The organism is Pseudomonas sp. SBT1-2 (genome assembly GCF_028640875.1).
In the GTDB taxonomy this organism is placed as follows: domain Bacteria; phylum Pseudomonadota; class Gammaproteobacteria; order Pseudomonadales; family Pseudomonadaceae; genus Aquipseudomonas; species Aquipseudomonas chlororaphis_I.
Genome location: NZ_JAQZAA010000105.1, coordinates 20,412 through 31,303, shown reverse-complemented (window position 1 = coordinate 31,303; position 10,892 = coordinate 20,412). Strand labels below are relative to the sequence as shown.

The 10,892-nt window shown below is 64.5% G+C and carries 11 protein-coding genes; 1 reads left to right on the top strand and 10 read right to left on the bottom strand.

The window, feature by feature from the left end:
* Positions 1-384 precede the first annotated feature (384 nt).
* The 10 genes from PVZ78_RS21985 to PVZ78_RS21940 form a co-directional block, all read right to left on the bottom strand.
* On the bottom strand, positions 385-1,812 hold the full coding sequence (locus tag PVZ78_RS21985; protein ID WP_016702475.1) for a cbb3-type cytochrome c oxidase subunit I: 1,428 nt from the start codon (positions 1,810-1,812) through the stop codon (positions 385-387).
* Between the two features lie 3 nt (positions 1,813-1,815).
* Positions 1,816-2,256: a c-type cytochrome gene (locus PVZ78_RS21980; RefSeq protein ID WP_009049468.1), complete on the bottom strand. Its 441-nt coding sequence runs from the start codon at positions 2,254-2,256 to the stop codon at positions 1,816-1,818.
* 98 nt (positions 2,257-2,354) lie between these two features.
* On the bottom strand, positions 2,355-2,615 hold the full coding sequence (locus tag PVZ78_RS21975; RefSeq protein ID WP_009049469.1) for a cytochrome C oxidase subunit IV family protein: 261 nt from the start codon (positions 2,613-2,615) through the stop codon (positions 2,355-2,357).
* 10 nt (positions 2,616-2,625) lie between these two features.
* Positions 2,626-3,225 carry a cytochrome c oxidase subunit 3 gene (locus PVZ78_RS21970; protein ID WP_273829259.1) on the bottom strand — a complete coding sequence of 200 codons (600 nt, stop codon included), beginning with the start codon at positions 3,223-3,225 and terminating at the stop codon, positions 2,626-2,628.
* Positions 3,209-4,000 carry a CbbQ/NirQ/NorQ/GpvN family protein gene (locus tag PVZ78_RS21965; protein WP_028682727.1) on the bottom strand — a complete coding sequence of 264 codons (792 nt, stop codon included), beginning with the start codon at positions 3,998-4,000 and terminating at the stop codon, positions 3,209-3,211. The genes PVZ78_RS21970 and PVZ78_RS21965 overlap by 17 nt, the downstream gene beginning before the upstream one ends.
* 129 nt (positions 4,001-4,129) lie before the next feature.
* Positions 4,130-5,488 carry a coproporphyrinogen III oxidase gene (locus PVZ78_RS21960; RefSeq protein ID WP_273829258.1) on the bottom strand — a complete coding sequence of 453 codons (1,359 nt, stop codon included), beginning with the start codon at positions 5,486-5,488 and terminating at the stop codon, positions 4,130-4,132.
* Positions 5,489-5,580: 92 nt separating this feature from the next.
* Entirely contained in the window at positions 5,581-6,024 is a 444-nt protein-coding gene (locus PVZ78_RS21955; RefSeq protein WP_009049473.1) for a CopD family copper resistance protein, read from the bottom strand.
* 40 nt (positions 6,025-6,064) lie between these two features.
* Positions 6,065-6,310 (bottom strand): MoaD/ThiS family protein, encoded by a 246-nt coding sequence (locus PVZ78_RS21950; protein WP_041989346.1) that lies wholly within the window; start codon positions 6,308-6,310, stop codon positions 6,065-6,067.
* Complete coding sequence (moaC, locus tag PVZ78_RS21945) at positions 6,307-6,792, bottom strand: cyclic pyranopterin monophosphate synthase MoaC (RefSeq protein ID WP_038633169.1); 486 nt, start codon at positions 6,790-6,792, stop codon at positions 6,307-6,309. Before moaC ends, PVZ78_RS21950 begins: the two co-directional genes overlap by 4 nt.
* A 217-nt stretch (positions 6,793-7,009) precedes the next feature.
* On the bottom strand, positions 7,010-8,362 hold the full coding sequence (locus PVZ78_RS21940; protein ID WP_110175725.1) for a hypothetical protein: 1,353 nt from the start codon (positions 8,360-8,362) through the stop codon (positions 7,010-7,012).
* Positions 8,363-8,418: 56 nt separating this feature from the next.
* Here PVZ78_RS21940 and PVZ78_RS21935 point away from each other — a divergent pair, with 56 nt between their 5' ends.
* Positions 8,419-10,071, top strand: coding sequence for a hypothetical protein (locus PVZ78_RS21935; protein ID WP_273829257.1), 1,653 nt, complete (start codon positions 8,419-8,421; stop codon positions 10,069-10,071).
* Positions 10,072-10,892: the final 821 nt, after the last annotated feature.

The following is a 10,892-nucleotide window of genomic DNA, read 5'->3' as shown; positions in this document are numbered from 1 at the left end:
GTCGTGCCTGTCCTGTAGCCGCTGCCGAGCCCGCGAGGCTGCGATCGAGGTGGGCGTCATTCCGACGTAGTCCTCGCAAAGCCTGCGCACGCGGTTTTCCTGAAAGACCGCATGGCCCGGTTTGCGGCCGCTGCGCTGCCGATCGCAGCCTCGCTGCGCTCGGCAGCGGCTACATAGAGACCGTCGTGCGTTGCCCTGTAGCCGCTGCCGAGCCTGCGAGGCTGCGATCGAGGTGGGCGGCATTCCGACGCAGTCCTCGCAAAGCCTGTGCACGCGGTTTGCCGGAAAGACCGCATGGCCCGGCTTGCGGCCGCTGCGCTGCCGATCGCAGCCTCGCTGCGCTCGACAGCGGCTACAGGGATACGTTTCGCCAGCAGCGGTCGTTCATGAGGACACCACCGGGGCCGGTGCGCGCAAGGCGGCGCGGCCGCGCTGGCGGAAGCTCAGCAGGTAGCACAGCAGCCCGGCGAAGAACCCCAGCCCGCTGATCAGGCGCGCCCAGAACAGCCCGCTCAAATGCTCCACCGTGGCCATGAACGGCATTGCCGTGCCGTCCTCGGCCCAGCGTTGCAGCAGCACCTGGACCACGCCGGCGGCGGTGAGCAACAGGGTGATCATCACCATCGACAGGGTCATCAGCCAGAAGCCCCAGACCTCCAGGGTCTGCGAGCGTTCGTCCGCCGCCTCGCCAAGCCCGCGCAGGCGCGGCATGGCGTAGCTGATCAGGGTCATGACGATCATCGCGTAGGCGCCGTAGAACGCCAGGTGGCCGTGGGCCGCGGTGAGTTGCGTGCCGTGGGTGTAGTAGTTGACCGGCGCCAGGGTGTGCAGGAAACCCCAGACCCCGGCGCCGAAGAACGCGGTCACCGTGGTGCCCTTGGCCCACAGCGTGGCGGCGCGGTTGGGGTGCTGGCGGCGGCGGTTCTTCACCATGCTGAAGGCGAAGATCACCATCGCCAGGAACGGCAGCGGCTCCAGGGCCGAGAAGATCGAGCCGACCCACAGCCAGACCTCGGGGGCGCCGATCCAGAAGAAGTGGTGACCGGTGCCGATGATCCCGCTGATCAGCGCCATGGCGATGATCACGTAGAGCCATTTCTCCACCACTTCGCGGTCCACGCCGGTGATCTTGATCAGCACGAAGGCCAGCATCGCGCCCATGATCAGCTCCCACACGCCTTCCACCCACAGGTGCACCACCCACCACCAGTAGAACTTGTCGCGGGCCAGGTTGGCCGGGTTGTAGAAGGAGAACAGGAAGAACACCGCGAGGCCGATCAGCCCGGTCATCATCACCATGCTGACGGTGGTCTTGCGGCCCTTGAGCAGGGTCATGCCGATGTTGTAGAGAAAGCCCAGGCACACCACCACGATGCCCATCTTGGTGATGGTCGGCTGCTCGAGGAACTCGCGGCCCATGGTCGGCAGCAGCTCGTTGTGGGTCAGCCGCGCCAGGCCCGCGTAGGGCACCAGCAGGTAGCCGAGGATGGTCAGCACGCCGGCGGCGGCGAACACCCAGAACAGCAGCAGCGCCAGTTTCGGGCTGTGCAGTTCACGGTCGGCCTCTTCCGGGATCAGGTAGTAGGCCGCCCCCATGAAGCCGAACAGCAGCCAGACGATCAGCAAGTTGGTGTGGACCATGCGCGCCACGTTGAAGGGAATGATCGGGAACAGGAAATCGCCGATCACGTATTGCAGGCCCATGATCAAACCGAACAGCACCTGGCCGAGGAACAGCATCAGGGCAAACACGAAGTAGGGTTTGGCCACGGCTTGCGAGGCGAATTTCAGGTGTGGATTGGCAAGACGCATCGTTCAGCCCTCCTTGTTTGGCGGCCAGCCATTGGTATTGATCTTCGAGCTCCACTTGAGGAATTCGGCGATGTCGTCGACCTCCTGCTGGCTCAGGTTGAATTGCGGCATGGCCCGGCGTCCGGGCACGCCCAGGGGTTGCATCTTCATCCAGGCCTGCATAAAGGGCTTGAAGCCCTCCTCGCCGCCGCGGCGCTGGAACACGTTGCCCAGCTCCGGCGCGAAGTAGGCGCCCTCGCCCAGCAGGGTGTGGCAGCCGATGCAGTTGTTCTGCTCCCAGACCGTCTTGCCGCGCACCACCGCCGCGCTCAACAGCGCGTCGTTGCTGCGTACGGGAAAGGTCTGCTCCGTGTGATAGGTCAAGGCCAGGAAGATCAGGAAGAAGAACACGCTTCCCCCGAAATAGATGTTCCTGGCCATGCCTTTGGTGAAGGTTTCCGACATGCTCGCTTCCTCTTGGCTTGGCCCGGCCATTCTAGGAAGCGCGGGGGGCAAACCCGCTTGATGGCAATCAAGAAACGCCGATGGTTTTACTCGGGTATTTACAGGCTGAGGATCAGGCCCAGCAGCAAGGCCAGCGCCAGCGGCCAGCCGAGCAGCAGCCAGCGCCACAGGCGCGGCCCGTGGCGCAGTTCCATGAAGCCGTCGGCGATCAGCCAGGCCTTGGCCACCGCCAGCAGCAGGATCAGCACCACCACCCCGCGCGGCGCGCCCTGCCCCAGCCAGCTGCCCAGCCATACGGTGCCGACGCTGAGACCGGCCAGGGCGACCCAACAGCTCAGCAAGAACCTGCCAACGGACATGCGCACCTCGTCAATCCAGGACGTAGACCAGCGGGAACAGCAGCACCCAGACCAGGTCGACCATATGCCAATAGAGCACCCCGGACTCGAAACCCGAAGGGTTGTCGGCGCCATACCGGCCGCGCAGGCAGCGCTGCGCCAGCCAGGCGAAAATCAGCATGCCCAGCAGCACATGGAGGAAATGAAAACCGGTGAGGATCCAGTACAGGGTGAAGAAGGTGTCGTGCTCAAGCCCGAGTCCCAGGCCCAGCAGATGCCGGTACTCGCCGAGCTTGAGCAGCAGGTAGACCGTGGCCGCCAGCAAGGCCGCCAGCAGCAGCGCCGCCCCTTGGCGTGGCAGCGCCCGGCGCACCCGCTCCTGGGCCAGCGCCGCCAACAGCCCGGCGCTAAGCAGGCTCAGGGTCATGGCCAGGCCGGTGGAACTGTCGAGCAGCTGGCGGCTTTCGGCGAACAGCTGCGGCTTGAGCTGCTGGGTCACGGCGAACGCAAGAATCAGGATGGCGAACACCGACAGCTCGGCGAGGATGAAAAACCACATCGCCAGATCCCCCGGCAGATGACGCCGAGGGGCTGCCAGGGTGTCGGTAGCAGGGTCAGCCGAAGTGCACATCGACCACGTCCATCAGCGCCGCCACCGTGACAAGGTCGTCGCTCAGGGGCTCGGCCAGGCACGCCAGGCAGGCTTCGCGCGGCGGCATGCCGGCGCCGATCATGCGCGCGGTGAAAATCAGCAGCCGGGTGGACGCCACCTCCTCCAGGTCATGCTGTTCCAGGCGGCGCAGGGCCTGGCCCAGCCCGACGATCTGCCGCGCCAGGGCCGCATCCACTTGCGCCTCGCGCTGGACGATGCGCTCCTCCTCGGCCGGCGGTGGATAGTCGAAGCGCATCGCCACAAAGCGCTGGCGGGTGCTGGGCTTCATGCCCTTGAGCAGGTTCTGGTAACCGGGGTTGTAGGACACCACCAGCATGAAGGACGGCGGCGCCCGCAGCACTTCGCCGGTGCGTTCCAGGAACAGCTCGCGACGGCCGTCGGCCAGGGGGTGCAGGACCACCACCGTGTCCTGCCGCGCCTCGACCACTTCGTCGAGGTAGCAGATGCCGCCTTCGCGCACCGCCCGGGTCAGCGGCCCGTCCTGCCACCAGGTGCCCTGGGCGCCGATCAGATGGCGGCCGATCAGGTCGGCGGCGCTGAGGTCGTCGTGGCAGGCCACGGTGTGCAGCGGCAGGTCCAGGCGGTGCGCCATGTGCTGGACAAACCGGGTCTTGCCGCAGCCCGTGGGGCCTTTGATCAGCACCGGCATGCCGTGCCGCCAGGCCTGTTCGAACAGCGCCTGTTCATTGTTCAAGGGTTGATAGAAGGGTTCGCAAGCCGTTCCGAGATCCATGGGCTACCTGATTCACAGCGGGGTTCGGCGACCACGCTAAGGCGCCAGGCAAGGGCGCGGCAAGCGCACCGGCGGGCAAACTTGATCGCCGTCAAGCGCGCCGCGCCTGGCTGCAATCAAGGGGCTAAATCAAAGCCCGGAATCAGGCTCCACGCACTCGCAACCGCAGGCCTGCCCCGGGCTGTTCAAATCCTCCTGGAACAGCTGGCAGATGCTGTCCACCTCCAGCCGGCCGGCGGGCAGGATGCTGATAAAGCGCTCCGAGACTTCCACCAGGCCGTTCCAGCTCAGCTGTTGCAGGCGCAGCCAGGCGGACGCGAAGTACTGGCGGAAGACCAGCCCGTAGCGGCTTTCGATGGCCAGGATATCCAGCTCCAGGTCACACGCCAGGCGCTCCATGACCAGTTGCCGGACCTGGTCGCCGGCCTCGCAACGCCAGCCGCGACAAGTCGCCAGTTGGCCCAGGTCGAGCTGTTGCAGATAGTCGCCGAGCACTTCGCTGTTCTGCGTGTACAGCTCGTCGAACTGGCTGATGGCGCCCAGGCCGAAGCCCACATGGTCGCAATAACCGTGGCAGGTAAAACCCTGGCAGTTGCGGCGCAGCCGGCCGCGCTCCTGGGCCATCATCAGGTCGTCGTCGGGCCGCACGAACTGGCCCAGGCCGATGTACTGGTACCCCGCCGCCAGCAGGCGCTCGAAGCAGATCCGCCGCATCGCCTCCTTGGCCTCCTGGCTGCAGGCCGCTGCGGGGCGGTCCTGGCCCTGGCGCCGGTAGCGCAACGGCGGCTGGGCGTAGTCGAACACCTGCAGGCGGTCGGGCTCCAGCTCGATCAGGGTGCCGAGCTTCAAGGCGAGGCTCGAAGGGGTCTGCCAGGCGTGGCCATAGCCCAGGTCGACATTCACCGAGCGATAACCGAAGGTCCGCGCCGCATCGATCAGCGAATGAATGGGCGCCGGGTTCTGGTAGCAGGCCACCGACAGCTGGCTGTCGCTGCCGATATCCGGCACGCCGATGCTGACCTGATTGAACCCCTGGTCACGCAGCAGGCCCATGGTCGCCCAGTCGGTGTGGTGCAGGTCGACGTCGATGCTGTAGTCGCCGCAATCGTGTTCGAGAAAATGGAAGCGCTGGCGCAGGTGCTGCATCAGCCGTTGCAGATGCGCTGCGTCCGGGGTACCGCCGCCCAGGTGAAACTGCTCGATGCGCTGCTCCGGCCCCAGGTGGCAGCCCACCAGGTCGATCTCGCGCTCCAGCCGCCGCAGGTAGCTTTCACCAGCGTCGGCCGATATGCCCGCCAGGCGCGGCGCAAACTGCACGTTGAGGGACAGCGGCCGGCGCTTCTGCCGGCTGTTGCGCAACGCCCGCAGCAGGTCCAGGGAACCGATGCCGCCGTGAAAGCGGCGGGTGTCGGCAGGGCAGTTGGGATCGAGCACGCCTTGATCGCGTCGAACGACCGGCTCGCTGCGGTGCGGCAGTAGATCAGGCATGACAGGGCTCCATGGCTGGCGGTGGAGGGCCAGTGTCCGGCGTTAATGCCCGGGGCTCCTTGACTTGCATCAAGCGTGGGGTCGGCGCCGGCCTACCAGTTCAGGTAGAACATGGCCTTGGCCAGCAGCACGATCAGCAGCATATGGCCGAACAGGCTGTGATGGATAAAGCGCGAGTAGCGGGCGTTCATGCGCCCGCTCCTGAACAGCAGCATGGCCACCAGGAAATGCCCGAGCACGCTGGCGGCCAGCAGGATCTTCAGCATCAGCAAGGTGCCGAACGATGACGCCAAGGGCGCCGCCAGCACCGGCAGGTAACGCACCCAGACCATGCCCAACCCGGCGCCGAACAGCGCCAGCAGCACCCAGGGCATCAGCTGGCGGGCACGGCCGGCGATGCCCTGTTCGAGCAGCACCATGAGCTTGGCCGGCAGTTGCTTGCGGATGTGCTCCAGGAACAGCACTTCGAAAAACACCGTGCCGATAAACACCAGCGCGGCGAGCAGATGCAGACTGAGCAGCAGCGGATAGATCATGAGGCCTCCGAATCGGGGTTGCGCGGCCTGGGCCAGCGCCTCAGCCGCCGGTCACCGTGGGAAAGAACGCCACCTCGTCGCCGTCGTCCAGCGCCTCGTCGAGCCCGCACAGGTCCTGGTTGCGGGCACACATCAGGCTCGGCTCGTCCAGCACTCGCCAGATGCCGCAGCGGCTCGCCAGGTGCCGACGCAAATGCTCGAGGCAGGCGAAATCGCCTTCGACCACCTCGCTCGCGCAACCCAGGGTTTCCCGGTAGCGGGAGAAATACTGCACCTGCAGCTTCATGCCGAGGGCGCCTGGTAATCGCCACTCTTGCCCCCGGACTTGCGCAGCAGCCGTATCGACTCGATATGCATGCCACGGTCCACCGCCTTGCACATGTCATACAGCGTCAGGGCGGCGACGCTGGCGGCGGTCAGCGCCTCCATCTCGACCCCGGTCTGCCCCGCCAGTTTGCAGCGCGACACAATGCGCACGCGGTGCTCGTCCTCGAGGCTCAACTCGACCACCACACTGCTCAGCAGCAACGGATGACAGAGCGGGATCAGCTCGCTGGTGCGCTTGGCCGCCTGGATACCGGCGATGCGCGCCACCGCGAACACATCGCCCTTGGGATGGCCACCGCCGACGATCAACCGCGCGGTCTCGGCACGCATATGCACCCAGGCCTCGGCCACCGCCTCGCGAAAGGTCACGTGTTTATCGGTGACATCGACCATGCGCGCACGGCCGAGGGAGTCGAGGTGGGTCAGTACCGCGTCGTTCATGGACAGGAGCCTTGTGGTTTCGACTAAGGATGCGATGGGCTCGGACCAGACGGCCTCGCACGTTGCTGCGAGACTACTGCGCCGGCTCGCGGGCGCGGTTGATGTCAATCAAGAAAGCCACAAGTCCCCGAGAGGGTCGTAATCAGCCCATACGATGCGTAAACAGCATGTCGCTCAGCACCACTGGCCTGCAGAACGTCCCCCATGATCCGCCGTTTCAGTCGGGTTCACGCGCAAGCTGCAGGTAGCGTTCGCCTTCCGATTGCAGCTGCGCATCGCTCGCCGCCAGCTGGGCCCGAGCTTCGGCCAGGTTTTTCCGGCAGCCATCCCAGCGGCAATCCGGCACCTGTTTGATCAGTGAGCTGGGCGACACATTCGCGGCGCTCGCCTCCAGTCGCTCGCCATTGCTCCAGTCCATCCGCCACTCGGTGTCGGGCAAGTGCTCGGCACCGTTGCCGTAATGCAATTGCCCGCGGTAGCGCATCAGCTTGCCTGCGAAGAACAACCAGGTTTCGCGCTTGACCGGCACCTGCCCCTCGATCGTCCGTTCGGCGCCCGCTTCGGCCTCCAGTTCCACCTGCGCGAGGGGGCCGCTTTGGGTCAGCTTCAACCACACACCCTTGGGCGCGTTGTAGTGCTTCAAGCCGTACCAGCGCGGTGTGCTGTCCGGCATCACGACGGTGCTGATGCGTTCCTTGGCACTATACGAAGAGAGTCGCCAGGGAAACTGGTTGAGTTTGACAGTCGCCGGCACGCGGCCGGTCCTGGTCCAGCCCGGCGATGCCTCAAGCCGTTCCTGCAGGTCCAGGCTCAAGTGCCCCGGCCATGCCATCTGTCGCACGCTGCCGTCCGGCGCCTTCAGGTTGGCACGCAGGGTCGTCACCGCCATAGGATCGCCAGGGTGGCTATCTCCCCCTGGCGTTCTGACGGCCAGGTCCACCATCTGATAACCGGGCACATCCTGCTTTGGGAAGACCAGCGCAATACTCAGGGGTTGCTTGCGTCGCTTGGAGAACCCCCGCCGTGCCTCCCACGACAAATCGCGTGCCCAGCTTGTAAACAAGGGCTCGCGCCACAGCACGTCCGCCGGTGCGCGCAATTCGGCATGGCTGAAGCTGTAATGCTCGGCAGGTGTTTCGGGCAACTCGAAGCGCAGCTTCAGCGGCTGCCCCGCACTGCCCTGCAACACCTGTGCGCGAACCGTCACTTGGCGCCGCACCGGCAAGCTTTCCATCTCGAAACGAGGCGCCGGGACACAGACGGTACCGACCATGCAGGTGAACAGTTGCAAGCTGGGCCGCGTCTTGTGCGTATTGCCCTTGCTACCGATAGAGGGGAAGTAATAGGCAACGAGCTCGGCCCCCGTCCATACTTGCGGCCACAATCGCGCCTGGGTCGATTCATCGAGGTAGGCAATGGAGCTGTCGGCCAGTTCGACCTCCAATGACAACGACGCCGCCTGCAGAGGCGCAACAGACGAGGCCACCAGTAATGCAGCGGTCGCGATGGCGCGCCGCAGGTTCGTTCTGCCAGCCGGATTTGCGAAAAACAGGATTGTTTGAATGAGCATTCTCCCTCCATGGAAATGAAACAACACATCGATACAGCCCCCCTCAGGGAGCAGCAATGACCAGCCTCATGGACCCCACCTTGCGCGGAACCGGCAGGATTACCGGCGCGTTCTTCCACCCGGCGGGGGATATCGCCGCCGTGGTCTCGGAGTTTGCGTTGCTGGTCAATCCGCCCGCGCGGGCGGCTTATGGCGGCACCGGGTTGCGTTATCGGCTCGGCCTGTACCGGCGTGGCGAGCCGGTGCCGTTCGCCATCTTCGACGAACTGTGCCTGCCGATCAACGACCTGGGTTTCCACCCCACCCTGCCCCGCATCGTTATCGGTGCCGGCCGCTATGACGGCGGCTACCAGTTCGAAGGCGAGCTGGCCGTGTGGGACTGGCAGACCGGCCAGAGCCGCCGCCCTTTTGCCGATATTCCCGAAGTCGTGCGCTGCCGCTACGACGCCAGCGGCGAGCGGGTCGAAGCCTGGGTGCGGCCATGGAACGAAGAGTGGGACGGGCTGGACGACAGCGACTGGTCGGCGATCCTCGACACGCTGTTTCTGGTGCAGATCGACGACAGTGAAGCAGCGTGGACAGCCCGAACCTCAGAGGTGCTGGAACTGGACCCGACCGCGACCGTCGCTGCCTCGGGCCTTCCGGCAGATGACCGAAGCTCACCGGCCGTGCGCCTCGCCCGTTGGCTGGGCGTGCCCGAGCTTGAATGCCGAAGCGCGATCCGCGATATCGCCTGGCTCGGCCCGGACCGGATAGGCGTCACCCATGACGATTGCCTGCTGGATATCTACAGCACGGACGGCACCCGGCTCGCCCACCACAGGGGGCCAGGCTACGGCGCCGAAATCCTGCGCGGGGCCGGCGTGCAGGTGCACGGGGTGCAGGTGCAGGACGGGCCCGAGGTCTATAAACGGGATTCGTGTTTGTATGCGCTGACGGATAACGGCCTGGAGCTGGTGCAGACCTACGACGACGAATACGCCTTTTGCGCATCCACCGACGGCCACCTCCTGGCGCGGCGCAACCGCCTGAGAGACCCCGGCTCGAAGACCGGCGACCTGCTGCTGGCCCCCTCCCGCGACAGCATCCAGTCTGTCGACGTGGGCCACTACGATTGCTTCAACCACTACATCGGCATCAGCGGCGCGCCGCATCTGTTCGCGCTGCAGGGCACGCCGGCCAGCTCCCATGAACACAAGTACCTGTGCACCATCCAGCCCGACGGTACCCTGCAAAGACTCTGGCCGCTGCTCAAGCAGGACGGCACCCGGGCCAGCCACGCCATGGAATGCCGGGGCGCTTATGTGGCGGATGCCCTGGGCGCGGGCGTGGTGATCGCCGGCCAGCACTACAACCCTTCGGTCTGCGAGCCGTACCAGGGTTTCATCTATCGCCGGCACCTGGAGCGCGGCCAGGAACTGTGGCGGCACTCCACCCCGGCATCGCCCAGCGCGATCGTCCACCTGCCCGAAGCCGACTTGGTGGCGGCGGCTTTCCTGGACGGGACGCTGATGCTGATCGAGGCCCGGACCGGCCAGCTGCGGCTGAACGCCAAGGCGCGAATCGATGGCTTGCCGACCATCATCCACGCCATGGACGCCCGCGACGGGCAGTTGGCGCTGGGCACCGTGGATGGCCGGATCGCGGTGAAACCGGTCGCTGATCTGCTGGGCGCCAATGACGCCCGGGGATGGGTGGAGATCGGCTGAGTCACGCCGTTCTCCAGGCCTGCACGCCCAGGTAATAAACCGATTCGCTGGGCGCGGCAGGCCGAGGTTCTCAGATTGGGACAGTGCGTCTTCGCAGTACCGAAAGAACTCGCCCAAGGTGAATTGCGGCCACTGCGTAATCCAGAAATCATTTATTCGCATGCGCTTACTTTTGTGAAAACCACACTTTGACTTTTCGTTTAACTGGAAGCGCAAACAGATGAATAAATATGCAAGAAAAAGCAATCCACCCAATAAATGGATGCTCTGAAATTATCTCGGGTCGATACCCCAAGAACAGAAAGTCATTATTCTGAAGAATATCCATGTAAGGCACGACAAAAAGGCCATTGAATACCAAACAGAAATAAAACCTGGCGTAATTCAAATCGCTACCAGAGAGGTGCACCTTCAGAAAGTAGGCAACACTAATGCCACAAGCGGCCAAAACAGGGAAAACCCACAAGATCATTTTCCGGACTCTCGGTACACCTGCTTTCCTGTCTGGAAGTCGGTATATATTTCAAAACCCATCGCGCCTGCCCCCATGCCTTTATAAGAGCGCACATAGTCTGCTCTGACGTATCTAAACAAGCGCCAGGCATGTAACCGTGATTAGCCATGCGTGACCCTCCTTTTAGTCAGCTGGCCATCCTATTGAAAGAAGTTACAGGCGTGTTGTAGGGAATTTCCGAAATTTGTGCAGTCCCCAAGTTGCCCATCGGCGATGTGCTGCTGGATGCTCCGTGAAGCCTGGCGACGCCCGGGGATGGGTGGAGATCGGCTGAGTCAGCCACACACAAAAACGCCACTCCCGGGAG

What these genes read in the sequence shown, in the direction of transcription:
- PVZ78_RS21950 (WP_041989346.1), bottom strand. Translation starts at nt 6,310, where the DNA reads ATGAAGCTGCAGGTGCAGTATTTCTCCCGCTACCGGGAAACCCTGGGT.
- PVZ78_RS21940 (WP_110175725.1), bottom strand. Translation starts at nt 8,362, where the DNA reads ATGCTCATTCAAACAATCCTGTTTTTCGCAAATCCGGCTGGCAGAACG.
- PVZ78_RS21960 (WP_273829258.1), bottom strand. Translation starts at nt 5,488, where the DNA reads ATGCCTGATCTACTGCCGCACCGCAGCGAGCCGGTCGTTCGACGCGAT.
- PVZ78_RS21965 (WP_028682727.1), bottom strand. Translation starts at nt 4,000, where the DNA reads ATGGATCTCGGAACGGCTTGCGAACCCTTCTATCAACCCTTGAACAAT.
- PVZ78_RS21985 (WP_016702475.1), bottom strand. Translation starts at nt 1,812, where the DNA reads ATGCGTCTTGCCAATCCACACCTGAAATTCGCCTCGCAAGCCGTGGCC.
- moaC (WP_038633169.1), bottom strand. Translation starts at nt 6,792, where the DNA reads ATGAACGACGCGGTACTGACCCACCTCGACTCCCTCGGCCGTGCGCGC.
- PVZ78_RS21935 (WP_273829257.1), top strand. Translation starts at nt 8,419, where the DNA reads ATGACCAGCCTCATGGACCCCACCTTGCGCGGAACCGGCAGGATTACC.
- PVZ78_RS21970 (WP_273829259.1), bottom strand. Translation starts at nt 3,225, where the DNA reads ATGTGCACTTCGGCTGACCCTGCTACCGACACCCTGGCAGCCCCTCGG.
- PVZ78_RS21955 (WP_009049473.1), bottom strand. Translation starts at nt 6,024, where the DNA reads ATGATCTATCCGCTGCTGCTCAGTCTGCATCTGCTCGCCGCGCTGGTG.
- PVZ78_RS21980 (WP_009049468.1), bottom strand. Translation starts at nt 2,256, where the DNA reads ATGTCGGAAACCTTCACCAAAGGCATGGCCAGGAACATCTATTTCGGG.
- PVZ78_RS21975 (WP_009049469.1), bottom strand. Translation starts at nt 2,615, where the DNA reads ATGTCCGTTGGCAGGTTCTTGCTGAGCTGTTGGGTCGCCCTGGCCGGT.